This is a genomic window from Nostoc sp. DSM 114159, from assembly GCF_053470285.1.
The window spans coordinates 7,163,324-7,189,883 of record NZ_JBPFEH010000001.1 but is presented as its reverse complement, the minus strand read 5'-3'; the positions used below and the strand labels follow the sequence as shown (position 1 = coordinate 7,189,883).

At 39.7% G+C, this 26,560-nt stretch carries 20 protein-coding genes and 1 pseudogene; 13 read left to right on the top strand and 8 right to left on the bottom strand.

The genetic code is table 11. The features are described 5' to 3' along the window. Window positions 1-22: 22 nt before the first annotated feature. From ACR5KR_RS30540 to ACR5KR_RS30530, 3 genes are all read left to right on the top strand, one after another. A complete protein-coding gene (locus ACR5KR_RS30540; protein WP_448269126.1) occupies window positions 23-1,441 on the top strand; it encodes a sensor histidine kinase in 1,419 nt (472 codons plus the stop codon). Window positions 1,442-1,505: 64 nt separating this feature from the next. Beyond that, complete coding sequence (locus ACR5KR_RS30535) at window positions 1,506-2,180, top strand: response regulator transcription factor (RefSeq protein ID WP_196527737.1); 675 nt, start codon at window positions 1,506-1,508, stop codon at window positions 2,178-2,180. Window positions 2,181-2,227: 47 nt separating this feature from the next. Continuing rightward, on the top strand, window positions 2,228-2,521 hold the full coding sequence (locus tag ACR5KR_RS30530) for an antibiotic biosynthesis monooxygenase family protein (protein WP_448269125.1): 294 nt from the start codon (window positions 2,228-2,230) through the stop codon (window positions 2,519-2,521). Window positions 2,522-2,917: 396 nt separating this feature from the next. On the opposite strand, the gene pcrA is transcribed toward ACR5KR_RS30530, so the two are convergent. After that, complete coding sequence (pcrA, locus tag ACR5KR_RS30525) at window positions 2,918-5,245, bottom strand: DNA helicase PcrA (protein ID WP_448269124.1); 2,328 nt, start codon at window positions 5,243-5,245, stop codon at window positions 2,918-2,920. Between the two features lie 15 nt (window positions 5,246-5,260). Here pcrA and ACR5KR_RS30520 point away from each other — a divergent pair, with 15 nt between their 5' ends. The 4 genes from ACR5KR_RS30520 (at window position 5,261) to ACR5KR_RS30505 (ending at window position 8,003) form a co-directional block, all read left to right on the top strand. Beyond that, window positions 5,261-5,509, top strand: coding sequence for a hypothetical protein (locus ACR5KR_RS30520; RefSeq protein ID WP_445628919.1), 249 nt, complete (start codon window positions 5,261-5,263; stop codon window positions 5,507-5,509). Between the two features lie 348 nt (window positions 5,510-5,857). Next, window positions 5,858-6,826: a sodium-dependent bicarbonate transport family permease gene (locus ACR5KR_RS30515; protein ID WP_445628918.1), complete on the top strand. Its 969-nt coding sequence runs from the start codon at window positions 5,858-5,860 to the stop codon at window positions 6,824-6,826. A 4-nt stretch (window positions 6,827-6,830) separates the two neighbouring features. After that, window positions 6,831-7,142: a P-II family nitrogen regulator gene (locus tag ACR5KR_RS30510; protein ID WP_322695628.1), complete on the top strand. Its 312-nt coding sequence runs from the start codon at window positions 6,831-6,833 to the stop codon at window positions 7,140-7,142. A gap of 147 nt (window positions 7,143-7,289) precedes the next feature. Further along, window positions 7,290-8,003 carry a carbonic anhydrase gene (locus ACR5KR_RS30505; protein WP_445628917.1) on the top strand — a complete coding sequence of 238 codons (714 nt, stop codon included), beginning with the start codon at window positions 7,290-7,292 and terminating at the stop codon, window positions 8,001-8,003. Between the two features lie 235 nt (window positions 8,004-8,238). Here ACR5KR_RS30505 and ACR5KR_RS30500 read toward each other — a convergent pair whose 3' ends face one another. Next, window positions 8,239-9,963, bottom strand: a complete 1,725-nt coding sequence (locus tag ACR5KR_RS30500) for an ATP-binding protein (RefSeq protein ID WP_448269123.1) — start codon at window positions 9,961-9,963, stop codon at window positions 8,239-8,241. A 1,042-nt stretch (window positions 9,964-11,005) separates the two neighbouring features. Here ACR5KR_RS30500 and ACR5KR_RS30495 point away from each other — a divergent pair. Further along, window positions 11,006-11,443 (top strand): CAAD domain-containing protein, encoded by a 438-nt coding sequence (locus ACR5KR_RS30495; RefSeq protein ID WP_445628915.1) that lies wholly within the window; start codon window positions 11,006-11,008, stop codon window positions 11,441-11,443. A gap of 486 nt (window positions 11,444-11,929) precedes the next feature. On the opposite strand, the gene ACR5KR_RS30490 is transcribed toward ACR5KR_RS30495, so the two are convergent. Beyond that, window positions 11,930-13,102: an S-layer homology domain-containing protein gene (locus ACR5KR_RS30490; protein WP_448269122.1), complete on the bottom strand. Its 1,173-nt coding sequence runs from the start codon at window positions 13,100-13,102 to the stop codon at window positions 11,930-11,932. Between the two features lie 187 nt (window positions 13,103-13,289). Then, complete coding sequence (locus ACR5KR_RS30485; RefSeq protein WP_448269121.1) at window positions 13,290-14,060, bottom strand: Uma2 family endonuclease; 771 nt, start codon at window positions 14,058-14,060, stop codon at window positions 13,290-13,292. Window positions 14,061-14,078: 18 nt separating this feature from the next. Here ACR5KR_RS30485 and ACR5KR_RS30480 point away from each other — a divergent pair, with 18 nt between their 5' ends. Together ACR5KR_RS30480 and ACR5KR_RS30475 are read left to right on the top strand one after the other, a co-directional pair. Continuing rightward, the gene (locus ACR5KR_RS30480; protein WP_448269120.1) at window positions 14,079-14,351 is read left to right on the top strand and encodes a hypothetical protein; all 273 of its coding nucleotides are present in this window, start codon (window positions 14,079-14,081) and stop codon (window positions 14,349-14,351) included. Between the two features lie 81 nt (window positions 14,352-14,432). Continuing rightward, entirely contained in the window at window positions 14,433-15,791 is a 1,359-nt protein-coding gene (locus ACR5KR_RS30475; RefSeq protein ID WP_448269119.1) for a sensor histidine kinase, read from the top strand. A gap of 744 nt (window positions 15,792-16,535) precedes the next feature. Here ACR5KR_RS30475 and ACR5KR_RS30470 read toward each other — a convergent pair. After that, window positions 16,536-18,035, bottom strand: a complete 1,500-nt coding sequence (locus ACR5KR_RS30470) for a glycosyl hydrolase family 57 (RefSeq protein ID WP_448269118.1) — start codon at window positions 18,033-18,035, stop codon at window positions 16,536-16,538. 430 nt (window positions 18,036-18,465) lie between these two features. Here ACR5KR_RS30470 and ACR5KR_RS30465 point away from each other — a divergent pair, with 430 nt between their 5' ends. After that, a complete protein-coding gene (locus ACR5KR_RS30465) occupies window positions 18,466-19,704 on the top strand; it encodes a ScyD/ScyE family protein (RefSeq protein WP_448269117.1) in 1,239 nt (412 codons plus the stop codon). A 31-nt stretch (window positions 19,705-19,735) separates the two neighbouring features. Here ACR5KR_RS30465 and ACR5KR_RS30460 read toward each other — a convergent pair whose 3' ends face one another. Continuing rightward, a complete protein-coding gene (locus ACR5KR_RS30460) occupies window positions 19,736-20,557 on the bottom strand; it encodes an SDR family NAD(P)-dependent oxidoreductase (RefSeq protein WP_448269116.1) in 822 nt (273 codons plus the stop codon). Window positions 20,558-21,238: 681 nt separating this feature from the next. Between ACR5KR_RS30460 and ACR5KR_RS30455 the strand changes: the two are divergent. Together ACR5KR_RS30455 and ACR5KR_RS30450 are read left to right on the top strand one after the other, a co-directional pair. Beyond that, window positions 21,239-22,274 (top strand): annotated as a pseudogene (locus ACR5KR_RS30455) (IS630 family transposase); the annotation flags it as partial. Between the two features lie 338 nt (window positions 22,275-22,612). Next, on the top strand, window positions 22,613-22,984 hold the full coding sequence (locus ACR5KR_RS30450; protein WP_448269115.1) for a hypothetical protein: 372 nt from the start codon (window positions 22,613-22,615) through the stop codon (window positions 22,982-22,984). A gap of 128 nt (window positions 22,985-23,112) precedes the next feature. On the opposite strand, the gene ACR5KR_RS30445 is transcribed toward ACR5KR_RS30450, so the two are convergent. Both ACR5KR_RS30445 and ACR5KR_RS30440 read right to left on the bottom strand, forming a co-directional pair. Beyond that, complete coding sequence (locus tag ACR5KR_RS30445; RefSeq protein WP_448269114.1) at window positions 23,113-25,257, bottom strand: peptidase domain-containing ABC transporter; 2,145 nt, start codon at window positions 25,255-25,257, stop codon at window positions 23,113-23,115. A gap of 579 nt (window positions 25,258-25,836) precedes the next feature. Then, window positions 25,837-26,019: a hypothetical protein gene (locus tag ACR5KR_RS30440; RefSeq protein WP_322695640.1), complete on the bottom strand. Its 183-nt coding sequence runs from the start codon at window positions 26,017-26,019 to the stop codon at window positions 25,837-25,839. Window positions 26,020-26,560 lie beyond the last annotated feature (541 nt).

Sequence of the window (26,560 nt, the reverse complement as noted above, 5' to 3'; positions counted from 1 at the left end):
AATACTCTAGACAAAACTAAAAGTGAAGCAACCCACAAAGGTTTGGATAAATCTTGATCCTTTTTCATTACAATTACGGCTAACTATTGGTCTTGCTACATTTTCAACTTTAATATTAGGTAGTTTTGCTGCATGGACTAGTTGGAAAATGCAGCAAATTTTGATTGATAGTCGTAAACATAATATAGAAGAAATCACTGAGCGGTTGCCGCGTGATGTGCAACTTTACAGTGAAATGATGCAACCAGAAACTGGATTGCAAAAAGCTATTAATAACTTAGCAAGTACTAACCTATTTTTATGGTTAAAAAGTCCTGATAATAAAATTTTGATAAAATCAGCTACTTTGGATTTGTTATCTAACTCTACGGTGACTGAGTTAATGTCTCTTAGTAATATACAGATTAAACCACAAATTTACAAAGTTAATCAAAGGTACTTTGTTATCAGTAGTGGTCTTTTGCAAGTGCAGGGTAAGTATCTGGGTAAGCTATTTGTAGTGCATGATATTACTCGCGAACAGACAATGTTTATGGCAATGCTGCAAAGTTTGAATATTAGCTGTATTTTGGCAATTATTGTAATAATAACTATAAGTGCATTTTATATTAAGCGCTCTCTGCAACCACTGCGCCAGCTAAGTCAAATGACTTCTGTCATTTCTATAGAAGATTTAGGACAAGCACAACTATATGTTGATAATGCACCCAGCGAAGTCAAAGAATTAGCTCAAACTTTAACCATGTTGTTATCGCGTCTTTCACAATCTTGGGAGCAAGAACGAGAATTTGTAAGTAATGTTTCTCATGAGTTACGCACACCATTAACGATTGTACATGGTTACTTACAAAGCGTTTTGCGACGGCAGAATAACTTAACCGAAATTCAACAAGAAGCTTTAGAAACTGCTGCCTCAGAAGCTGAGCGTACCATTCGCTTGCTACAAGATTTACTTGATTTAGCACGAGCAGATAGTGGTTATTTGAATTTTCAGATGAAATCTTATGTCTTGAATGACTTAGTTGAAGAAGTCGTAGTGATGGCGCAAAAATATAGCGATCGCTTAATTACAATCGAGTCAACAACTTATCCCATCGAAGTTAAAATAGACTACAGCCGTTTTAAACAAATATTGCTCAATTTGATTGATAACGCTATTAAGTATTCTGAAGCTAGCACGCCAATAATTTTAAAGTTAAATCAGTTTCATGACAAAGCGATTATTCAAGTTTGTGATAAAGGTTATGGTATTCCATTACAACACCAAACACGGATTTTCGAGCGATTTTACCGCGTAGGTGAATCCCGCTCTCATGCGACTGGCGGTTGTGGTTTGGGTTTATCCATTGTTAAAACACTTGTAGAGGGTATGGGGGGTAGTGTATCTGTGCAATCAAAATTAGGAGAAGGGAGTGTGTTTACCATCACTCTACTTACATAGCTAGTCAAAGTCAGGTTAAAGTAAACACTTTGATTGTCACTCTGTACACTTTAAAATCACAAATATGACAGCAAATATCCTCTTGGTTGAAGATGAAGTTAAACTAGCGCGATTTGTCGAACTAGAACTAAGTAGCGAAGGTTACAATATAAGCGTGGCACATGATGGCATTGCTGGTTTAACGTTAGCACGGGAGTTATCGCCAGATTTAGTCATTCTTGATTGGATGCTTCCAGGGCTGTCAGGCTTGGAAATCTGTCGTAGGTTGAGGGCAACTGGTATCTCAATACCAGTAATTTTACTGACAGCAAAAGATGAAGTTAACGATCGCGTGGCAGGTTTGGATGCAGGAGCTGATGATTATGTAGTCAAACCATTTAGTATAGAGGAACTGCTAGCTAGAATCCGCGCTCATCTACGCCGCACTCAAGAAACAGATCAAGATATTTTTCAGTTTGAAGACTTGAGTTTAAATCACCGGACTCGCCAAGTTTACCGGGGTAAGCGGGCAATTGAGTTAACCGCTAAAGAGTTCGACTTATTGGAATATATACTCTCACATCCCCGTCAGGTATTTACTAAAGACCAAATTCTACAAAAAGTTTGGGGTTACGACTTTATGGGTAATTCCAATATCATCGAAGTATACATCCGCTACTTGCGTTTAAAACTAGAGGAAAATAATGAAAAACGCTTGATTCATACGGTGCGTGGTGTGGGCTATGTACTTCGGGAATAGTAAATTGATATTATATAATATTATTTTAATTATAACCGAAAAACTTTATGATTCTTGAGGCAGTTATGCTTCATGTTAAACCTGGTTTGGAATCAGATTTTGAAGCTGCTTTCAAAAAAGCTTCTAAAGTTATTTCCTTAATGGACGGATATTTATCTCATGAATTGCATAAATGTATAGAAGTTCAAGGTAAATACTTATTACTTGTCAGGTGGGAAACTTTAGAATCTCATACTGTAGGATTTAGAAGTTCTGCTGAGTATCAAGAGTGGAAAAAACTTCTGCATCATTTTTATGAGCCATTTCCTACTGTTGAACATTTTGAAGAAATTGAAATATGAAAAACAATTAAGCTACAAAAACTCATCCTTTGATAAGTTTAGAAGAAGCTAGAGTTAATACAACTTAAGCTCAATTTATAAATGTTGGTGTTTTAGTTACAAATAACTCGTTATATATAAATAAAACTAAATTTGGATTGAAGAAAATTAATGATTAGTTATCAAAAGTCCAAAAATGATAAGTAAAATAGGAGCTTTAGTTAATAAAACTTCTTCCTAACTTATTAATGAACAAGTTTTAGTTAGTCCGGCACGTTCTGGAGCTACAAATGAACAAGTTTTAGTTAGTACAGCATGTTCTGGAGTTATAAATGCTTCTTCTGTAGTTGACACAGCTTGTTCTGTAGCAACACACCATCAAAGTATAGTCAGTCTATTTGGTCGTTTAGAAACCTCTTACTCTACTCGTTGCAACTGCGCTACTCTGGGGTCAATAATTTTTGGTGAAACAATACTAGCAAACTTAATCGCTACAGAAAGATTATTACCCCTTGGAAAAACATGAGTGATTTCACCAAGACCAAAGATTTTATGTAATACCCGATCGCCTACTTGCCAATTCTGCTTCGTGTCTTGCTTTCCATTAGAAATAGAGGCACTTTTGGTATAACTTTGACGACTTAGACGTTGAGTAGTTAATAATTCTTCTGGTAATTCGTCGAGAAATTGCGATCGCACCGCAGGTTCGCGCGAACCATACAAACGCCGTTCCCGCGCGTGTGACAAATATAACCTTTCTTGGGCGCGAGTAATCCCCACATAACACAGGCGGCGTTCTTCTTCCAAAGATGCCGGATCGGACAGCGAACGGTAGCCGGGAAATAGCCCTTGTTCTAATCCTACTAAAAACACTACGGGAAACTCCAAACCTTTGGAAGCGTGCAAAGTCATCAAAGAAACGGCTGTCTGCCCTTCTTTTAAGTTATCCAAATCCGAACTGAGGGCAGCACTACTTAAAAAATCTCGCAGGGAAATTTCTTCGTTTTCTTCTTGAAATTGCAGTGCGGCGTTGTAAAGTTCCTGAACGTTTTGTACCCGATCTGTGGCTTCATCTGTGCCTTGATTCATCAAGTCTTGAACATAACCAGAGTCTTCTAATATTCCTTGCAAAACCTCTGTCACCGGAAGCGTAGCGACTTGTCCTTGCCAACGGCTAATCATTGCGGCAAAGTTATTTACAGCTTTTGTTGCCCGTCCAGCTAGTGTATTAACTGATGTTTCATCGCTAAGTATTTCCCACAAAGTTGTCCCTAGTTGTTGAGAGGCGTTTACCAAAGCGTCAATAGTGGTTTTGCCAATTCCCCGCCGGGGAGTATTGATGACTCGTAATAAACTGACTGTATCAGCTGGGTTAGCGATCGCTCTTAAATAAGCAACTACATCTTTAATTTCTTTGCGATCGTAAAATCTCATTCCCCCTACAACTGTGTAAGGAATTTGAAATTTAACTAGCAATTCTTCAAAAGGACGAGATTGGGCATTTGTCCGATAAAGTATGGCAAAACTACCCCAATTTAATTCAGGATTTTTCTGTTCTAAAGTGCGAATTTGATGAATTACAAAGTCAGCTTCTTCTAGTTCATTATCCGCTTTATGAGAATAAATTTGCTCGCCCGGTCCCCGCGTCGGTTTGAGAATTTTATCAATTCGTTGGGTGTTATTTTCAATCAGTTCGTTAGCTGCTTGCAGAATATTTTCACAAGAGCGATAATTTTCCTCAAGTTTTACCATTGTGCGGGTATCATCATCTGCTAAACCATCACCAAAGTTATTTTGGAATTCCAGCAAAATGGTGAAATCTGCCATGCGAAAACTGTAAATAGATTGGTCTGCATCACCAACTACAAAAACTGAGCGATTTTCCCATTTCCATTCACTTTTTTTGGTTTCACCATTAGTTACCAATAAATGAATAAGTTGATATTGAGTTCGGTTAGTATCTTGATATTCATCTACGAGAATATGGCGAAACTTACGATGCCAATAACCTAATACTTGTTCATTTTGTTGAAATAATCTAGTAGGTACGAGAATTAGATCGTCAAAATCCAAAGCGTTATTTTCTGCTAATTTATTTTGATAGCGATTATAAACATCAGCAATCACCCGGCCGCGATAATTGGGTTGCTCGTTTTCAAATTCTTGGGGTGAAAAGCCTTGGTTTTTGGCGTTACTAATAGCGTAGCGGACAGAGCGAGCATCAAACTTCTTATCGTCTAAATTTAGTTCTTTGTTAACGATTTCTTTGATTAGACTTATTACATCTGATTCATCAAAGATAGAAAAATTGCGATTCCACTTGCGTCCTTTTTCGTCTACGTATTTTTCAATATCAAAGCGGAGAATGCGAGAAAAGAGACTGTGGAAAGTGCCACACCATAAGTCTTTAATCGTATCTTTGTAAACTTGCGATCGCAGTAGCGTTTGTTGGTATTCTGTCAACAAATCCAATCGCTGACCGTGTTGTTTCATCGCCAGTTGTTCGGCAAACAAGCGTTGAATCCGTTCTTTCATTTCCCGCGCGGCTTTATTCGTAAAAGTAACCGCCAGGATATTTTCTGGATCGACGCGGTGTTTCAGAATTAGATTTGCAATGCGATAAGTCAGCGCTCGTGTTTTACCGGAACCTGCGCCAGCAACAACTAGCAACGGGCCACAGTAATGTTCGACGGCTTGACGTTGGCTGGGGTTAAGGTGACTGAGAAAGTCGATGGTTGTTGTCATAGATGTGAAAAAGCGATGTCTCCGACGGTCACTGAGCGCAGCCGAAGTGCGGGCTACGCCTACGCCTGGGGTCACATCAATAGAAAGTCGCTATTGCCCAGATTACAACATCCTAACGAAACTTGGTCAACAAAGATTGTCAGGTATCATCTTTATCGGATTTATGCCAAAAATCCGCGAAACATCGACCACAACATTGTCGGGGCAATTCATAATTGCCATAACAATACGTTAATTTTTCTACGTAGAAAACTTAGCCACTAGTTATTCCGGTGCGTTGTGTCGTAAAATCAGCCACGGGGAATCAAACATCAAAACATCGTGAGCAAGCTCTAACTTGTTCTGTTGTCAACAGTAGGGGCAATTAAATTAATAAATTGCCCCAATACGTTTTTGTGGGGACATGACAATGTTTCCTAGACCGTGGTTTATTTGCTTGAAAAACACTGTAATACCTAACTGAAAGTATAGTCACCAATAAGACTATTCACTCTTTGAGTACCCAATTTACATTAGGTAACAATACCAGATACATCATCATTGAACCGTTAAATTTTTAAAGATGAAAAATTTCTTGAATTGTAGGTTTCACAAGTATAAAGAGGGGTGGATATGGATTTTAGCTTAGTTGTATCCAACATTTTGAATCCGCCAATTCTGTTTTTCTTTTTAGGCATGACTGCTATTTTTGTCAAGTCTGATTTGGAAATTCCCCCACCAGTACCCAAACTGCTTTCGTTGTATTTGCTGTTTGCTATTGGTTTTAAAGGAGGAGTAGAACTAATCAAAAGCGGACTGAATCAGGAAGTAATTTTAACACTCCTGGCAGCAATGTTGATGGCTTGTGTTGTTCCAATTTACACCTTTTTTATCCTGAAGTGGAAACTGGATACTTACGATGCTGCGGCGATCGCAGCAACCTATGGTTCTATCAGTGCCGTCACTTTCATCACTGCTGGCGCTTTTCTCACTGAGCTTGGTATTCAGTATGATGGTTATATGGTAGCAGCTCTGGCCCTGATGGAATCTCCGGCGATCATTGTAGGTCTGATCTTGGTAAGTATATTCACCGCCGATGAAAAGCGAGAATTTGCTTGGTCGGAAGTTTTGCAAGAAGCATTTCTTAATAGTTCAGTTTTTCTACTAGTCGGTAGCCTCTTAATCGGCGTCTTGACAGGAGAACGTGGTTGGCACGTATTAGAACCCTTTACTCAAGGATTGTTTTATGGCATTCTTACCTTCTTTTTACTAGATATGGGACTAGTAGCTGCCAGAAGAATTAAAGACTTGCAAAAAACCGGAGTTTTCCTGATTTTATTTGCCATACTAATTCCAATACTCAATGCAGGAATTGGATTAGCGATCGCCAAATTTATCGGTATGCCTCGCGGAGATTCGCTGTTGTTCGCTGTATTGTGTGCCAGTGCTTCTTACATCGCTGTCCCTGCGGCTATGCGGATGACTGTTCCCGAAGCAAATCCCAGCCTGTATGTTTCAACCGCTTTAGCAGTAACATTCCCGTTCAATATTATTGTGGGAATTCCGTTATATCTCTACGGAATTAACCTATTTTGGAGGTAATAATATGCACGTAGTTAAAAAGATAGAAATTATCGCTAACTCCTTTGAGCTTGCCAAAATTTTAGATAATTTAGACAAGTCGGGTGTACATAACCATGCCGTAATCCGAAATGTTGTTGGTAAAGGATTACGAGGAACGACAGAAGATTTAGACATGACCATGCTTGATAATGTTTACATCCTCGCGTTTTGTATGCCAGAACAACTCAAGCGTGTTGTCGAAAATATCAAACCAGTCCTTAATAAGTTCGGAGGTACTTGTTACGTTTCCGATGTAATGGAGATTCGCTCTGTCAGATGTGTTGCGTCGATGTAAGTAGGTTGGCGTAAATATTTGTAGTTGGGATAAAGCAGAAGGCAGTTCTTGCTGGAGGCAGGAGGAAAGAGGGTTGTAGGCTAGTTAATTTTTCTTCATATAATTTGATTTTTTCCCGCCGACTTACTTAAGAGAGTGATAAATTCAATGAAGCATTTCATAGAACGTCGTGACTTTTTGAAGTTAGGAATGACCGGGGCGTGTGGGATGATGCTATCTGCCAGCGATTTACTTTGGCGGGTAGAACAGGCTAAAGCTGCCGAAATTCCCTCAACTTCCCCTGAATCTCTCAGTCCCGATGCAGCATTGCAAAAGCTGATTGACGGAAATCAGCGCTTTGTCGCTCATCATCCCCAATACCCCGATCAATCTGAGCTGCGGCTGCACGAAGTTGCTCAAGCTCAACATCCATTTGCAACTATTCTTAGTTGTGCGGATTCACGAGTACCCGCAGAAATTGTTTTCGATCAAGGCATTGGAGACATTTTTGATGTTCGGATTGCCGGAAATATTGCCACACATGAAGCGATCGGCAGTATTGAATATGCAGTTGTCTTATTAGGTTCTCCACTGCTGATGGTGATGGGTCATGAGCGTTGTGGCGCAGTAACCGCAGCTGTCCAAAACGAATCGTTACTCGGTGATATTAGTACTTTTGTGAAGGCAATTAAGCCAGCAGTGGAAAAGGTCAAAGATCAGTCGGGCGATGCAGTTGAAAATGCTGTGGTGGCAAACGTGCAATATCAAATTGAACGATTGAAGCGCTCAAAGCTTTTAACTGAGCAGGTGGAGTCAGGCAAATTGAAAATTGTCGGAGGACGTTACGACTTGGATACAGGGAGGGTGAGTATCATTACTTAATTCAGGGGAAACGGGAGCAGGGAGCAGGGGAGCAGGGAGCAGGGAGCAGGGAGCAGGGAGCAAGGGAGCAGGGAGCAGGGAGCAAGGGAGCAGGGAGCAGGGAGCAGGGGGACAAGGGAGACAAGGGGGAATTATTGAACAAATCTCTCCCAAGTCTTCCCCCTCTTCCTTGTCTACCTTGTCTCTTTTCCATGCCCAATCCCCAATGTCCAATGCCCAATCCCCAATGCCCCATTCAATCCTGCACAGTCATTGGCAGACGAATAGTGAAAGTAGAACCAATTCCTGGCTGACTTTTGACAATAATTTCACCACCCATCATCTGACAAAAGTGGCGGCTAATTGCCAAACCCAGTCCTGTACCTCCATACTTTTTCGTCGTTGAAGTATCACCTTGGGTAAAAGGTTGAAATAACTGCTGCTGTTGACGGTTAGACATACCGATACCTGTGTCGGTAACGGTGAAAATAATGCTGCCCAAAGGAGCTTCCGGTCGAAATTCATCCTTTTCTATGTTGACTGTCAGCGTTACCTTGCCGTTTGTAGTAAATTTACTGGCGTTGCTGAGTAAGTTTAACAATACCTGCCGCATCCTAGTTTGATCGGCGTACATTGTGCCAAGTTGCTCATCAAAATTGACTTCTAAAATATTGGCATTTTTTTCTATAGCTGGTTTGACTGTGAGAACAACGTTATGAATCAGCGTGGCAATCTCGAATGTCTCAGGATACAGGGTCATTTTCCCCGCTTCAATTTTTGACAAGTCGAGGATTTCGTTAATCAAGTGCAGTAGATGCTTACCAGCAGCGTTAATTGTTTCTAAGTCGGTGATAAAGTCTGGCGATAAACCAAGATCGGTAGCGTCGTCTTCTAGTAGTTGGCTTAAGCCAATGACAGCATTTAACGGTGTGCGTAATTCGTGGCTGACATTGGCCAAAAATATGCTTTTTGCTTTGCTAGCAGCTTCGGCTAATTCTTTAGCTTGTTGTAGTTCTTTTGTTCGCTCAGATACGCGCTCAATCAGACGATTTAGAGATTTGGCAAGTAGCCCAATTTCATCTTCAGTGGTAACAGGCGCTCGCAAATCAAAATTATGTTTCCTTGCAACTTGTTCAGCTACTTGGGTTACAGTGATAACTGGTTCAGCGATCGCTCGACTAGTACGCCAAGCTACAATCGCTGCGATCGCTACCGAAACCAGCATACTCACGATCACGATCAATCGCTCAACTATTCTCGCCTGCTCAACGGCATTTTGTCTTTCTTGCTCTTGATCTTGGGCAGTTTGCAGGATGTTAGTCAAGCTTTGAGAAAGCTGGTCTAGGCGCATGGCTGTTTCACCACGCATTATTGTTAATAACTGCCATCGGGCCGAAGAAATTTTCTGAGGCTGCACTTTTGGGGAGTCAATTTTCTGTAAGACGACCTCGATTTGGTCAACGTAGGCTTTTAAATTAGTCTTATAATCCAGCAATAATGTCTGTAAAGTTGAACTTGTTGCTGCTAGTCTTTTAGGTTTACTATCGATAAATCCGCCAATTTTTGACTCTAGTTGCTTGGCTTTTTCAACATTTTCCAGAAAATCAGCTTTTTTGCTTTGCAGTTGTTGTGAATTTTCTAATACAGCAACTAGGTTATAACTATGTAATTGCGCCCCTACTACTGCATCTTTATAATTACTCAGTAGTTGTCCTTGTTCATAAGCTTGATTGAATTGTCTAACTTCCCTTCCTCGGTAGTAATTAGCAATCACTAACCCAGTCAGTGAGCCAAAAAAGCCAATTCCAATAGCTACAAAGTACCCATAACCAATTTTTTGATGGATACGCCAAGAACTAGCTTTGAGTTTCCCTCGTGAAGGAAATTCTATAGTTGGGAGTTCGTCTGTCGATGGCTCTTCGGCTGACACTTTTTTGCTTTCTGAACTGCTGTAGATAGGGGTTGGCTTTTGAGTCGGCATTTCTCAAACCTCCTTGCCTTCCCGCAAAAATAATCAAATTAGTTTAGATTGTCAAAATACCTTAATTAGTCATTAACATCTACATTATCTTCTTTTATCGCAAGAGCAAATCATTGCTTGCTAGATAATTAGTACCACCTTAAATTATATAAGTAACTTTTCCAACTATTTATCTAAGTATAATTACTAGTTTAAAATAACTGACTTTTTTTAGGATCGACGATATAATTTCCTCCACCAAAGACCCACCTGAGAGCGTCTTCTCCTTACTACTACACTACTTTCCACAATATGCAGTTGATAGCAAGCAATGAGTTCTTGCGATCGCTTAAGCCACTACTCTACCTTACTGCTTCCTTATAAAATTAATACAATCAGGAAAAAAACAAAAGGTTTTATACTTGTTGGGCATTGGGGATTGGGCATTGGGCATTGGGGATTGGGCATGGGGCGTTAGGAGTGCTGAGTAATGAGTAATGAGAATGAGTTAGGAGTTATTCTCCCTCTGCTCCTCTGCCCCCTGCCCCCACATTCTTGGCACACATACCATAAAACAGGTTAAAAGTCTAGTCTATATGAACGCGCAAAAATTTTTATTACGTATTAATATCAATACGAATGCGTGAATTGACGAACGCGGCTTAAGATAGCTTTAATATCGGATAAAATCGGCTTCTAGGCTTATATAAATGAGAAGTGGAGTGATTTTTGCATAATTTGTACTTAGATTTAGTACGATTATGAGCAAATGACACGGAATGGGATAATCACAACCTGAGGATTCCAGTTGATTCCAAAAATAGAACTCAGGAAGTTGATTATAATACATCCTGCTGCCTTCTGAGTTTTATCCTCCTACTGACTGTCTATCTTGTAGTTGATGCAGTAGATAGTATGGGCAACTATGGTTATAGGACACTAAAATCTTTTTGTGCCTTTCACCAAATTGTACTGATTCACAAGTACATTACCTAATCAACAATCTTTTGGTTGTAATTATCCAGATTAGAAAAACTCAACTGTCAAATTAATAGGAGTGAAAATGCCAGAACAAGAATTTACCGAAACCCCATCTAAAGAAACTACAGTGGCAGAGATCAACAGCCAAACGGGAACCATCACCAAACTCCAGCCTCCGGCACAGTCTCAAGACGAATGGCTAAAATACGGGGAGCAAATTTCTACCTTTTTAGCAACATTACCAGATTATCTGGGAAGCTTCTTTAATCAATATAAGCAACCCCTGGTAACAGTTGGTTTGATTGTAGGATCAATTGTTGCCGTTAAAGTACTCTTGGCAATATTAGATGCTTTGAATGATATCCCTTTGGTAGCACCTACTTTTGAGCTGATCGGTATTGGTTACTCTGCCTGGTTTGTTTACCGTTATTTACTCAAAGCCTCAACCAGGAAAGAGTTAACGAGTGAAATCACCACTCTTAAATCACAAGTTGTCGGCAAACAAATTCCAGAAGCTTAATATCTAATCATCAAGGAAGGCAGTTCTTGCTGGAGGAAAACTGCCCGATTGTTGAGCGACTTGCCCTCTTGGTAGTCATAAAGCCTGCGGCATAGCTACGCTTCGGGCGCAGCCTCTCCAAGAGTTGGGAGTCGAAACACTGTTTCCTGCCGTGACCAAATGGGTCTTGGGTTTAAGAACCCTCACAAAACAAGAAAATTTGGGGTTGCTTATTAAGGAGGGTTTGAATCCCCTTCTTAATAAAACCTCCAGCATAGCTGCCTACTTCAACGCTTCTCTATGAGACGCTACGCCCAGCCTTGCTCTTTGTAGAAGTACACTCTAATTCCAAATCCCCAAAGACTGGACGCCGGAAGTCGGTGTCCAGTCTTTTCTCAAAGTTCCTGACGAAATCTTTAACAATTTGTAATATTAAGACTACACCCATAATGCTAGTACCCGTAGAAGTCGCTTCCTGCGATCCTTGGTTTAATTACGAATTAGTAATTATTGTTGAGGCGAACCTCCGCTGGGTAATTTAACTTTTGGGTTTGGTTTTGGAGTCTGTGGAAGTTCTGGAGATATATTGGGCGATGCCTGCGGTGGGCTAGCCCTATGCACTATATTCGGAGATGTAATTGCCGCTAGTTTGCCCCGTTTGACTAAAGCTTGATGAATCATCGCCGCCACTTCCGCCCGACTAGCTACTTTGTTGGGATCGAGGACTTGGGGATTTGGGTAGTTAACTACCAGACCATTAGTTGTAGCGGCAGCAATTTTGCCGATAGCATAAGGTGGAATATCTTTAGCATCTTTATAGAAACTGATAATCTGATTTGGGGAAGTGGGTGCTTTCAAATTCAACCCACTAACAAGGGCAACTAAAACTTGCACTCGTGAAATATTTTGTTGGGGTTTAAAGGTTTTTTTCGGGTAGCCCTTGAGAAAACCCGCACTGATAGCTTGGTCAATTGCTGAAGTTGCCCAGAATTTTGTTGGTACATCTTGAAATGCGATCGCAGTCTTAGATGGTTCTTGGTCAAAAGCTTTTTCTAGTATGGCAGCAAATTCAGCGCGGTTTACAGGCTGATTTGGTCTAAAAGAATAATCAGGAAACCCTTTGAGAATCCCACGGGCAGAAAGAACGTCTATAAAACGCCTATCCCAAAAGTCATTAGGCACATCGTTAAATGCAATTGGCGGCGGAATGATTGATTTTGGTTTTGCCGGAGTTACTAAAGGCAACGCTGATGATTTGAGTGATGACTCAAGTTCTGTTGCAGGAGATATAGGTCTTTGTGGTTGTGGGGATTGAGTTGGGATTACCAGAATAGATGGTAACGTTGCGCGGTAAGGAGTTGCGCTGTTAGTTGGGAATGAAGGTGTCTTGGGTTCAACAACAGCTTCAGGTGAAGAATAGGGCAAAACGTTGTTGGGGACTGTATAAGGTTCTACCTTGCCAGTAGGAGAGGGCAATACTTGATTTGGTTGAACGCTAGGAGATAGAGTGGAGGAAGGCAACAGCAATCCGTTTAAGTTCCAGCTAGAATCTCTGCGGGACAATGACCAAAAAAGAATCGCTCCGATAGTGGTGAAGGCAACCAAAATGGCTATAAATTCATCAAAGCCAAGGGCCGTTTTTGGGGATGACTCCGGTTCGGAAGGAGGTCTATTTGTCATCGTGATTACCCTGCTAGCAGTAAAATTTGTGTCTAAACAAATTAAGCCACAGATGACTCTTTTACACCAGCCCTTTTTTAATTCGTAATTCGTAATACTCGCCAAAGGCGAGAAGCAAGCTACGTAATTCGTAATTCGTAATGAGGCTTCTGCGTCGCTAACGTAATTCGTAGTTTGTAGTACGGTATTAGATTTCTGGTTCAACGCCGAGCGATCGCAATTGGGCAGCTAGGCGATTGGCTCTTTGGGATTCTTGTTCGGCTCTTTGGGATTCTTGTTCTGCTCTTTGGGATTCTTGTTCGGCTCTTTCATCGCCACTCAACAACAAATTCCCTTGTAAATCCCACCAACGCAACCAGGGTAATTCCACATTCTGATATTTTCCCTGCCATAAGCCTAATTCAACACCCAAAGCAACTATAGGATAATGTCCTCGTTCATTTGCTGGTAAAATCTGATACTGTCCTTCAATTAGATGATAAACTTCTAGGCTGGCTTTACTCGCTTCATAAATGCCGTAGAAGGCAGGACGAATGACTTGCTCATAAATCCAAAATTTACCCTTCAAAGGAGTTTTATCTCGTTCTTCACTTCCGTCCCCAGAGACAAATTCTAAGACTATCAACGGGGCAATAAACTCTCGCCACATCACATAAGAACGTCGGGTTTGTCCATTGAGCAAAAATGGTACATTCGGGACATAAAACCAATCTGGTGCTTCCGCGCCTTTTTCAAGGGGATCGGTCAACCGCCAGTAAATCCCTAAGTCTTGCCCTATACAGTATTCACCTTCAGGATTTAATTGCTTGAGGAGGGGTGTAATAGAGTCAGTTAGTAGGAGGCTTTGGGGATGCTCTTGCCAATTTTTCACAAAAGTACCATTGGACTCAGGAAGTTGAGTATGATCCGGGAAAGGGAAAGGAGCTAAGGCATTGGGTGGATCGGTTACAGAGGTCATAACGCTACCTTTGCACTCTTGGTAAAGGTTATTTTTAGTTTAGCTTGCGTAGGCGTAGCCCGCACAACTCTTGGAGACGCTCTTGCTAGCTTGCTTCCACGAAGTGGTACGACAAGCGACTTCGGCTGCGCGGTAGTTGAGCGCAGTCGAAACTCAGTACAAGTCAGTGACCATCGTAGACATCGCTTTCTCAATATTCTCCACCCAGATTATAAATTGCACGCCAATTACTTTCAGTCGCCTGAGAAATATTTTCAGCTTGATAGACCCTTGGTTTTATTACATACCTAAACTAAAACCAGATTTTGAGGGTGGCAGAATGTAAAATATTAACTTATTCTTTACCTGTCTTTGAAAAAATCAGGGTGTCTAGTGCCAGAAGAATTCAGTTGCCAAATTTCACCGCCATTTTTGTCTGAGGGTAGCGATCGCGATCTTGGTTTAGATTCAACCCTCCAAGAACTACCAATGTATAATTTCTCGGTGGAAATTAGCCACACCGGGATGGAAGTGGCTAGTTTTTTGGACAAATACCCCCTACTACCAGGAGTAATTTTGGTAGAACAGGGACAGTTTATTGGGATGATTTCGCGGCGACGACTACTGGAATTTTTAATTCGTCCATTCGGACAAGAGTTATTTGTTCAGCAACCATTAGCTGTTCTCTACAGCTATGCGCGGACACCGATTTTGCTGGTTGCGGATACAACATCGATTTTAACTACGATGCAACTTAGCTTAAAGCGATCGCCAGAATTATTAGCAGAACCAATTGTAGTACAAACTGAATCTGGTGATTATAGATTGTTAGATGTTCAAGAATTGAATATTATTTCTTGGCAAATTCGGGGAATCGACAATCTGATTCGGTATGAACGCAGTCAAGCCCAAATGATTCAAAATGATAAGATGGCAAATTTGGGGCGTTTAGTTGACGGTGTAGCCCACGAAATTTTAGACCCAGTGGGTTTTATTTGGGGTAACATAACTTATGTTTCAAACTACAGTCAAGATTTACTCAAGCTGATAGCGGCTTACGAGCAAGAGTTACCATCAGTTTCTCAGGCAATTAATCAGACTAAAGAAGAAATTGAATTTGAGTTTTTAGAACAAGATTTGTCGCGATCGCTTGCTAGTATTCGCACGGGAGCGGAAAGATTAAAAAAACTCGTTACTAGCTTGCAAAACTTCTGTCATATTGATGAGCTTTATCCCAAACCAGTGGATTTACACGCCTCTATAGATAGTATCATTTTATTAATTAACAGCCGTCTTCAAGGAGAAATTGAAATCGTCAAATACTATGGTCAATTACCCCCAGTGTATTGTTTCATGGGACAGTTAAACCAGGTTTTGATGAATATTTTAAGCGAAGTTGTGGATACTTTACTTAATGAAGCAGTGCGACAGCAGTTACATTTAGAAGAGACAAAAACTGTTCAAAAACCCCGAATTGAGATTACCACAGAAGTTATATCACAAGAAGCAAGCAACCCAAATGCACCAGATTCTCGCTGGGTTTTAATTCGCATTGCTGACAATGGCTCTGGAATGTCTGAAGAATTACAACAGCAAATTATAGAGTCTTTTTCTGTGGAAACAAAGAATGGTAAAAATACTGGTTTAGCAGTAAGTTATCGAATTATCACCGTGAGACATGGTGGTAAATTGAATTTTCATTCACAAGCTGGTATAGGTACAAAATTTGAAATATTGTTACCTCTGTTGTAGCAATATGCTTTTAAAAAAATAAACTAAATGTGAACATTTTCCAATCAATAATTGTTAAAATACTGATTTTTAAATCAGCATTTATTTGTGTTGAAATTATTCTTTTATCAGGGTAAGGGGTAAGAAAAACCCTTTCCCTTTAACCTTTTCCCTTTCCCCCCTCTTGCAAAAATACTTTTGCAAGAGGTCTGGTTGTGTTCAAGGATAAAACCCAATATTTACTTTGGCATCGAAATTATAAGGAATATTTTCAGTAAGTTCACTTTAACTTCATCTTTTGACTAAATTCATTAAGGAAAATGCTTAAATGCTTTCTCTAAATGCTTGATTGCTTTCTCAAAATGCTTAAATGCTTTCTCATTTCGGTAAATTCAGCAAGCAAAAAGGCATATTGCTTTCTCAAAATGCTTAAATGCTTTCTCATTTCGGTAAATTCAGCAAGCAAAAAGGCGTATTGCTTTCTCATTTCGGTAATTCAGCAAGCAAAAAGGCATATTGCTTTCTCAAAATGCTTGATTACTTTCTTATTTCGGTATATCGCGTATTTATTTTGGTAGATTCAACAAGCATTAATTTGTCGGGTGCGTTAAAACAGGCGTAACGCACCAAGAAATGCAGTGCGTTACGGTTAAGGGACTTCCAAATAAAAAAATACTCAATTACTTATTGTGGGGTGGGCGCTCATGTTGCCCACCCCACAAGATTGGATAATTTATTTCTTGGAAGTCCCTAAACACCAATTAATTAAAATGTCTTTTGCAGTAAGCTTTCGCCACGTTGATAAATTTCCCGCGCGTAATCAGTCCAAGCACCTTGTCCCCAATAACGAAAACAACTTGTTTGCAGCAAAAGGTTATGTAGAAGAACGTTACGGTATTGAGATTGTCTAGCAATCGGTTCTGCTGAGTCAGTTTGCAGTAATGGATCGATCTTTTGATGAAATAAACTGCTTAATTGATACATGGGAGACAACACATTTTCATATCCTTTTACCCAACTGATATGATTTGTCCACGAGGCTCCATCTAGATGAAAATTAGAGTTTGTTTGCTTTAATTCTTGAATGGCATTCTCTACAGCTTCCGGTTGGATATTCTCTGGTGAAACTCGCTGCCAAATTTGATGTTGTCCCACTGGCTGACAAGTTGGATAATCTTCAGGTGTGCATCCTGCTGCTTCGATTAATTCTAAATATTCTGTACCACACACACCAACAACACCTGATTTTCCTCCCCCATTATTTACCATATCCCACCAAGCTTGTTTAAAAGCGCTCGGAAATTCATTCATCATCACGCCGCCATTTTCACCATCGCCAATTTGGCTAACTATTGGTGGCACAAATACATCCCCAATTTGTTGTTTGGATAATGTTTTTGCTTCATAATAAGGCTGCATCTGAGCAACTAATTTAGTATCGGAACCTTGGGTTTTAATTAAAGCTGTGATGCTAATTGTTTCGCTTTGAGAATTCCGGGCAATTAGACGATGTGGTAAATGTTTATGAGTGAGAGATTGACCAGTAAGAGTTTCTACAGAATGTTCTTGAACAAGTAGCCAGCGATATCCACATTCTTTCAGCGCTTTCACAAATTCAAAGAGAGCATCGGGGTGATTTGGTAGGTGCATTTCTGGGGGCGAAAATCCTTTGACTCGCGCTAATGCTTCCCAACCAAAAATTGCCGCAAAGTGATGTTGCCATGCAACGATCTGCAATTTAATATCTGCTATGGGTGTGGAAGGAATAACTGCATGGCTCCACATTGTACCCAGCCATTCTACATAAGGTTGGTAGGTGCGATCGCAAGTAATCCGTTTAAGGTTATCGAGAACATCACCGCGTCCCATTTGCCGCAGTCCCCACAGCAGATTACCAGAGTAATCCAACATCACACGCGGATTGCAACCTTGACTTACAAGTTCCGGGATGAAGTCTCCCATCCGGCTGTAACAATAGGCAAAAGGATTGGCATTGTGGTTATCCCCTTCATGGGGATGTTCAAACATATATTGCAGATTGCTGATGAGTGTACCACCATTTCCAGCAGGTATAGTTGGCTGGTGCATGTGCAAAGCGATCGCAAACACAGCATTTACGTCTTCTAAACGAATATTCGTGGTTGGTAAAAATACTGGTCGATCTTGGTTAACTACAGAGAGAACCTCTGTTTCCCAACCAGAAATATTCGGTAAGCCATCAATGATTTCGGGCAAAGGAGTCAGGGTTGTGGGGGAAGAAAGCATTTCTGATTGCTCCGAAACAAGGTATGTCTAATTATGCGATCGCCCAGCAATTTCTGAACTGCAACTTTATCTATTGATGCAAACTGCGATCGTCTTGTAGTCCCGCACTATAATTCAACAGTTCGATTCTCACACTTGTATAAAAAGCGTTAGAACATATCCAGTAATCCTATTTAATTTTGTTGCTATAAGCGTACATCTGTACGCCCCTATAGCCAATTCATGATGTTGCAAAGATTTTTGGAAATGGTATGATACAACTCAAAATTCAGGAATTCAGATTTCATCTGGCTTTCTGGGTTTGCATCTGTTTCCCTCTTTTAAATAAGCTATAAAATCCCCAGAAACTATAAACATTAAATATTATTATTTATCAAGTTAAAAATTTCCATTTTATGCTTTACGCAAATGTAATTTTAGGAGGAGTCTCATGAAACTAAAACAATTTGGAATTACATTTTTGAGTGTTTGTATTGCTGCTTTTTCGGGAATGAAAGCAGCAGAAGCGGCATCATTTTCAGTAATTGCCGACGATCTTAATAGTCCACGGGGTCTAACTTTTGGCCCTGACGGCAGCCTTTATGTCACAGAAGCAGGAACAGGCGGAAATGGAGCTTGTGTTCCTTCACCGAGTGCCGCAGGTCAATCTTTATGTTATGGCACAACTGGTGCAGTGACAAAGATTGGAAATGGTACACAAAAGCGTATACTTACAGGACTTCCTTCTTTGGCATTACCAGATGGTACTGATACTGCTGGGCCTCATGATATAAAATTTGATGCCAGTGGCAAACCTTATATTGCAGTTGGGTATGCTTCCGATCCCACATTTCGAGCCGGATTAGGTAACACTGACTTAGGAAAAATCATCACTGCTAATTTCAATACAAATTCCTGGACTAGTGTGGCTGATTTAGCTAATTATGAACTTGCAAATAATCCTGATGGAGGCGATCTAATTAGCAATCCCTTCTCTCTTCTTTTAGATGGAAATAAGATTGTTGCAGTTGATACTGGTGCTAATGAATTACTCAGCGTCGGGACTGATGGAAGTAATTTAAAAGCGATCGCCACAATTCCCCGCCAGACATTAACTAATCCAGTTTTTCCCACTGGCGCATCGTCATCGCCATTTGAAATCCAAGCAGTACCCACAAATATCGCTAAAGGCCCAGATGGCGCTTATTATATTAGTCAATTAACTGGTTTTCCTTTTCCCGAAGGTAAAGCAAAAATCTATCGAGTTGGTGCTGATAATAAACCAACAGTTTATGCCGATGGCTTTACCCAACTTACTGACTTAGATTTTGATAGTCAAGGTAATTTATATGCTTTGCAATATGCCAATCAATCACTCTGGAAAGGTAATCTAGATGGTTCTGTAATTAAAATAGCTCCTGATGGAACTCGCACAACTATTCTGAGTGGCAATGGATTAGAGTCTCCTACTGCTTTGACTATTGGTGCTGATGATGCTATTTACGTGACAAACCGAGGCGATAGCCCAGGACTTGGACAAGTTATCAAAATTGAGAATTCCAAGTCTGTTCCTGAATCTACTTCTACTTTCAGCTTATTAGCTTTTCTTGGCACTGCGAGCCTTACTTTTTTGCACAAGGGTAAAGCCAAACAACTGAAGATTTCAAAGAAGTTTATTCAGGAGTGTTGAGTCAGCGATCGCTCTCGGTGTCTCTCCTTCTCTACGAAACGCTACGCGAAGGGATAAGTTTTTCAATCAGCCGTTGTCTGCTTGGTGCTGGCGGTGTTGCTATTCGTAAAATTAGCTCTAACAACCAAGGGGCGAGGCGTTGACACAACACGGCTAAATGACTTTGCCATCCAACTAAAATTTCTGATGAATCATTCTGCATTCCGGTGACGAGTGCTTTAGCCACTTGCTGGGGAGTCATGGGGATCGCCCAGCGAAATAATTTTAAGTCGCGCACCATGTCTGTGTCTGTCAGGGAAGGCAGTAATGCAATGACGCGGATATTATATTCGGCTAATTCTTGGCGCAAGGCTTGGGTAAATCCTAAGATGGCAAACTTGGTTGCTGAGTATGTCGCCATCGTTGGTGCAGCTACTTTCCCCATCAGACTCGATACATTGACAATTGTCCCTTGTCTTTGGCTGGCCATGCGTCGAGCAATCAAACTAGTGAGGTTGTACATTCCTAACAAGTTCACAGAAATTTCTTCTTGAACTTGGGGCATTTTAGATTGCAGAAATGAACTTTGGTATGCGACTCCCGCACAATTAACCAGCAGGTGAATCTGTCCATAATTGCGCCACAGTTGGGCAACAGCGATATTCACTTCTATTGTCTGCGTTAAATCTAAAGCCACGATCGCAGCTTCCGTACCCATCGCCTCGATTTCGTTGGCTACCTCTAGTAACTTGCGGCGATCGCGTGCTACCAATATCATCCGCTTGATGCCTTGTTGCGCTAATTCGATGGCGATCGCTCGTCCAATTCCACGCGAAGCCCCTGTAATTAGGGCAACTTTACCTTGAATCTCCATTAGTTTTATTCTCCAAAATTTAAGTCTTACCAAACTCCTCGTTATTGCCGATACACACAAGCAAGAGCTACTTACTTGTCGGCACAAAGTAAGACAAATAATCAATCGCAATTGAAATCAAACTGAAACTAAGCCTTTAGCAACGAGACATTTCTTGGTTAATCTGCAATCCCTCATAGTTGTCTATATGAGGCAGAAATTTCTCGTTTTGAACCCGTCAAAGCCTAACACACTTGGCTGAATAGATATAGCTCATAGATTTTATTTCTCCTAGATCCGAGCGTTCATCAGCATCGCTGTCATACACACGTTAGCAATTAAATCAAGCTATTGCAATATTCTTTAATAAGAATTTCTTAATACTTCTTAACGACAAGTATATATATACAAAAGATTTTATTAAATAAGTTTTTATGAATCCCTCAGTACCAATATCTCATTTTCCTGACAAATAGCCTTGTTTTAGGAAATTGTGATATTTAATTCATGGTTTAGAAACAAAAAAGACATATAGCATTTTGATTAATGGTTGCAATGGTTAGAGTTTTTAACTCACAAAATTACATCAGTATATTTACTGTTTTATAGGAATCATATTTGATTTCTGAAAAAAACCAAGCGATAATACTGAGATGTGCATCTGTCTAATAAAGAACAATGATAAACCAGCATCTACAAGCCGCGATCGCAGAACTACAAGAATTTATAGATGATCGCCCAGATGCGCGTGAGGTAAGGAAAGCTTTGGCAGTTAAACTGGTTTATCAAGGTTACAAGTATGAAGAAATTCAAATAATTTTAGATGTGTCACTTGGTTCGATAACAAGCTGGAAACAAGCCTACGAGGAATATGGAATTTCGGGGCTGCACTTGAACCACAAGGGAAGAAAAGGCTACTTAACTGCTCAACAACGAGAAGAAATCTTAAGTTGGTTGCAAACAAAGGAGTGTTGGGAACTTGGCGAACTCGAATATAAATTGGCTTTTGAATACGATCTAACTTATGAATCAAAACGGAGCTATTACGATTTATTTGATGCGGCAGGAATTAGTTGGAAGAAAACTACTTCTTTGAATCCAAAAGCTGACGAGGATGCTGTTGCTGCAAAAAAAAAAGAGATTGAAACACTGTTGGCAAGGCATCGGGAGGAAATCGAGACAGGAAAGTTAAAAGTATTACTGCTTGATGAATGTCATTTAATGTGGGGAGATTTAAGCGGATATGTTTGGGGAAGAACTGACCAAGAGATAACAGTGAGAGTTGTTAATGTACGAGATAAACAGACATACTACGGGGCAGTTGACTATTTGAAGGGAGGCTTACTGCTCAAAGCATATAACGCAGGTAACTCAGAAAATACGATTGATTATCTACGTTATTTATTAGATCAGTCGCCCAACCAAAGATTACTTCTTTTTTGGGATGGTGCTTCTTACCATCGTTCACATCTGGTTCAAAACTTTTTAGGCGAGATAAACCTTGGTTTGTCTCAAGAACACTGGAAAATTCATTGTGAACGCTAAAGCCCCTAATTGCCCATCACAAAATCCAATTGAAGATATTTGGTTACAAGCTAAAACTTGGGTAAGGCGTTTCTGTGCTTTGATTCCTTCGTTCTCTCATCTCAAATGGATGTTTGAGTGGTTTCTCCGACACACTACCTTTGATTTTGCCACTCTTCAAATGTACGGAGCTTTTTCAGAAATCAAATACTAGTCCTATATTAAAAATAAAGGTTGATGACCTTTATTGATGGAAAATAATCAAAAATGGCTAGATTGTTGTCTAAAATTATCAGCCAAAACTTTAGAAGAAATAGTAATTTATTTAGGTTTAGCTTTGAGTTCATCAAAGTAATGCTTGAGACTTGCTTTGTCTATAACCAACTTCAATCATTCATTAATAATAAGATCCCCGATTTCTCTAATAAGTCGGGGATCTAACTGTAAGTCAACATGATTCCTAATTGATGATTCTGCCTAAAGTCGTACTCCGTAAATTTACGTAATTAGTAATTATTACCCCACGCTTAAATCGACTTACTCGCAGCAAGGATGGATATCAAGACTGCTCGGTTAAGAATATTTGTAAAACAGATACCTCGAAGTCGTTTTGAGGTACTCCAAAGTCGTTTTGAGGTACTTAAAAGTCGTTTTGAGGTACTCCAAAGTCGTTTCGAGGTACTTAAAAGTCGTTTTGAGGTACTTAAAAGTCGTTTTGAGGTACTTAAAAGTCGTTTCGAGGTACTTAAAAGTCGTTTTGAGGTACTTAAAAGTCGTTTTGAGGTACTTAAAAGTCGTTTTGAGGTACTCCAAAGTCGTTTCGAGGTACTCCAAAGTCGTTTTGAGGTACTTAAAAGTCGTTTCGAGGTACTTCAAACTTTATCGCGCCGCGATCGAGTACACAGGTGCGTAGGTGTAGCTTGACTTTTAAAACAGTCGCTACACATTTCTATTTTTTAGGCAAAATCTATGCAGTATTGACACCACTCTCTATTCCCCGTCTAAGTTGTGGTCTAAATACCTGAAAAATGCTAAAAAGCCCATCAGTTTAATTAAGGAGTTAAAAAGTCTAAATGGTTTCCTGGTTGGGCACGCAAATCTTCCACAGTTCCCTGGATTTGTAATTTGCCTTGATTTAATAGCACAATCCAATCAGCACGGACAATTACTCTCGGACGGTGGCTAATCAAAATCGTAGTTTTGCCTTGGCGATGCAACAATAGCTGATTCAAAACTTGAGCTTCACTAACTGGATCGAGTCCAGCTGTTGATTCATCTAAAATCAAAACTGGTGGATCGTTGATAATGGCTCTAGCTATAGCCAATCTTTGCCGTTGTCCACCAGAAATATTTGACCCAAATTCACCTAATACAGTTTGATATTTTTCAGGTAGTTTACTGATAAAATCGTCTGCCTCAGCAATTTGGCAAGCATCGACAATTTGCTCAAAAGTGACGTGAGGAGAACCTAACCGAAAATTATCAATAATAGAGCGACTCCAAAAATGAGCTTCTTGCGGAACAAGGACTACTTGTTGCCGCAAACAATCAAGGGCTAGGTCTTGTAGATTATAAATACCAATGCGAATGTTACCAGAATTAGGCAAGTATAAACCTGCAATCAGTTTAGCAAGAGAACTTTTACCGCAGCCAGATGTACCAATTAGAGCAATAACTTTACCGCCAGGAATAGTTAGGGAGAAATCTTGCAGTAACTCTAGTCTCCCAGGATAGTGAAAGTTGAGATTTGTGCAAATAATATCAGCCTTGTTAGGAATCTTCGTAAAAGGTTTTTTAGTATCGCCTTGATTTTCAGGTGTGGAATCGATAACTTCTGTTAAGCGCTGCGTAGCAGTTTTTGCACGAGTAAATTCATCTATAAAGTTGAGTACAGTACCAATGAATGCTAAAAAATTACCATTCATTCCGTTAAATGCCAGCAGTTGACCGATGCTGAGTTCCTTGTTAATAACTAGGATGCTGCCGAAACCAATCAAACTAATGCTGCCAATACTAGAAACTAAACTAGAGAAGATGCCGTTAATAATTCCAATCTGAACTGTGCGGAATGTTTGATTTGCTAAACGACCAAATCGGTTTTGAAATTCTTCCCAAAACTGGGGAGCGGCGGTAGTAGTTTTGAGTGTCAAAGCGCCTTTAAAGCTTTCAACGAGAACACCTTGGTTTTCTGCATCTAAAACTAAGACACTTCTGATTTTTTGTTGAAGTGTAGGCAGAAAAACAATCGTAGACAAACTCATTACAATCGCAATAATCACACCAACTAAGGTAAGTTTCCAGCTATAGAACAGCATGAAACTTAAAGAAACTGCTGCAATCAATAATTGGCTTGGCAGACTAATAATTGCTTGAGAAATTAATTGATTAATTTGTTGAATATCTTGCAATCTGCTGACAATCTCGCCACTGCGACGCGATTCATAGTAAGTCAAAGGCAACCGCAGAATTGTCCTAGCAAATTCTAAAATTAATCCTAACTCCAGCCGTTGGGCAAAATGGGCAATTAGGTTATACTGAACTAGTTTTAAACTACTTGACACAACATTCATCACCACAACGGCAATAATTACAGCAACAAGAAGCTGGGTGTCACCCCGAACTAGTACATCATCCGTCAGAATTTGAAGCAGAATGGGAGAAGCTAATGAAAGCAGACCAATAATTAAAGCGCAGAGAAAAGCCTCGAATAGTATGTTTCCATAAGGCAATACACGCCGTACAAAGCGCCCAAAGCCGTCAGTTTTATCATCAGGTTGAGCATAAAAGCGAACCGAATCTGGCTCCAGTAAAAGCATCACTTTATCTGACCAAGCTTCCATTAACTCTTTTCTAGAGACATAACGGATATTAACGGCTGGGTCGGCAACTATATATTTCTTACCTTTTTGACCATACAAAACAACCCAGTGGTAGCCTCTCCAGTGAATGATTGCTGGCAGTGGCGCTTGGCTCATCTTGTCTAATATTTCATTTGATGCTCTGACTGAGCGTGCATTAAAACCAAGCGCTTCGGCTCCCCGCCTCAGTCCTAACAATGTTGTTCCTAATTGCCCAGTGCCTACCGCTTCCCGGATGCGATTTATTGTAAAGTTACGTCGATAATGTTTGGCAATGGAAGCAAGACAAGCAGCTCCACAATCTTCTTCACTATGTTGTGCAACAACTTGGTATTTCATTTCCCACTCCAGTATTTATATCGTGACAAAACCAAAAAAATAGCAGGGTCTTATCCCTGCATGGTTAAAAATTTAACCTATAGTTTAGTCGCACTATAGTTTTAATACTTAGACAGAATATTGTATTTTGATGCTCAGAGGGCTGTAACCAGCAACTCATGTTAGTTATATTAAATTCACTTTGTTAAATAAAAGCTGATACAAACTGTATTAGTTTTTACTATCCTTACCTGTTTTTAAGTATCGATCAAAGGTTATGGATATTGTGAGCGAAAAGCCTATGTAAAGTGTTATTGATAATTAACACTAGCAATTATCAATAACACGTTGTTAACTTTTTTAAAGAAAAGTAGATGGGTTGGAATAAACGTATGTTAGGATGACTGCCATAGAGAAACAGCTAATGGCTACTAGGATTAAGTCGATTAGCAATTAAGCCACGCGCAAAATTAATTTAACCTGCGTCAACAGTGTAAATTACTTGAAACGTGAACTTTTATCCTGAGTAGAGACACGTTAATCGTGTCTTTACGCTTATTATTTCCCTTCTACTGAACTTCATACAAATTGCCTATTGCCCTAATTGTCGATATAAACGCTGTTGTAGTTGCTAGCAATTGCAGTTGCTTTAAAACCATATGCTTTAGCACTAGCATATTGATTTGTTATTACTACATTCTTATTGGGCACGTTAAAAAAGAAACCACCAGACAGATTGGCTTCTTCGTTGGTGGTTAATGCAGTAAACAATGTGCTTTCCATAGTTTTAGTTCTCACTTGGTTGTTGAGTTTTAGATAACATCACACTACATTTATCAATGCAAACAGCGCATTTATGAATGTTTTTGTGTTGTTAAGGAAATTATATGGGTGAAACTAGTGTAATCAAACAACTATTTCCTAAAGAAATATGTATTACAAGTTCTTAACAAACATACTACTTGGCTAATAATTATACTATTTTCACTGTTTTCTAAAAAAACTATGAATTTTATTCTCTTTAAATAGATAAATATTCTGGATTTAATTGTATGGCAAAAATATATATACGTATAAAGATTTTCTGAAAAATAATGTCTAATTTTAGACTAAAATAAACAGGAGAGTTAACGTATTAATACTATTATTGAGGCACAAAACCTTAAAGAAAGAGTATCAAATCAGTTAAATAGTATTTTGTTATACAAAATCGTCAAAAAGCAAATTTAGAAAACTTAAAAATTTTACTTAATTTTTTGTATCACGTATTATCACGCAAGTATTCTTTTTTTTGTACTTTGCTTATACAGAGTCTATTGAAAAT

Coding starts and splice junctions, on each gene's coding strand:
- ACR5KR_RS30535 (WP_196527737.1), top strand. CDS start 1,506: ATGACAGCAAATATCCTCTTGGTTGAAGATGAAGTTAAACTAGCGCGA.
- ACR5KR_RS30530 (WP_448269125.1), top strand. CDS start 2,228: ATGATTCTTGAGGCAGTTATGCTTCATGTTAAACCTGGTTTGGAATCA.
- pcrA (WP_448269124.1), bottom strand. CDS start 5,245: ATGACAACAACCATCGACTTTCTCAGTCACCTTAACCCCAGCCAACGT.
- ACR5KR_RS30520 (WP_445628919.1), top strand. CDS start 5,261: ATGTCTCCGACGGTCACTGAGCGCAGCCGAAGTGCGGGCTACGCCTAC.
- ACR5KR_RS30515 (WP_445628918.1), top strand. CDS start 5,858: ATGGATTTTAGCTTAGTTGTATCCAACATTTTGAATCCGCCAATTCTG.
- ACR5KR_RS30510 (WP_322695628.1), top strand. CDS start 6,831: ATGCACGTAGTTAAAAAGATAGAAATTATCGCTAACTCCTTTGAGCTT.
- ACR5KR_RS30505 (WP_445628917.1), top strand. CDS start 7,290: ATGAAGCATTTCATAGAACGTCGTGACTTTTTGAAGTTAGGAATGACC.
- ACR5KR_RS30500 (WP_448269123.1), bottom strand. CDS start 9,963: ATGCCGACTCAAAAGCCAACCCCTATCTACAGCAGTTCAGAAAGCAAA.
- ACR5KR_RS30495 (WP_445628915.1), top strand. CDS start 11,006: ATGCCAGAACAAGAATTTACCGAAACCCCATCTAAAGAAACTACAGTG.
- ACR5KR_RS30490 (WP_448269122.1), bottom strand. CDS start 13,102: ATGACAAATAGACCTCCTTCCGAACCGGAGTCATCCCCAAAAACGGCC.
- ACR5KR_RS30485 (WP_448269121.1), bottom strand. CDS start 14,060: ATGACCTCTGTAACCGATCCACCCAATGCCTTAGCTCCTTTCCCTTTC.
- ACR5KR_RS30470 (WP_448269118.1), bottom strand. CDS start 18,035: ATGCTTTCTTCCCCCACAACCCTGACTCCTTTGCCCGAAATCATTGAT.
- ACR5KR_RS30465 (WP_448269117.1), top strand. CDS start 18,466: ATGAAACTAAAACAATTTGGAATTACATTTTTGAGTGTTTGTATTGCT.
- ACR5KR_RS30460 (WP_448269116.1), bottom strand. CDS start 20,557: ATGGAGATTCAAGGTAAAGTTGCCCTAATTACAGGGGCTTCGCGTGGA.
- ACR5KR_RS30450 (WP_448269115.1), top strand. CDS start 22,613: ATGGATATCAAGACTGCTCGGTTAAGAATATTTGTAAAACAGATACCT.
- ACR5KR_RS30445 (WP_448269114.1), bottom strand. CDS start 25,257: ATGAAATACCAAGTTGTTGCACAACATAGTGAAGAAGATTGTGGAGCT.
- ACR5KR_RS30440 (WP_322695640.1), bottom strand. CDS start 26,019: ATGGAAAGCACATTGTTTACTGCATTAACCACCAACGAAGAAGCCAAT.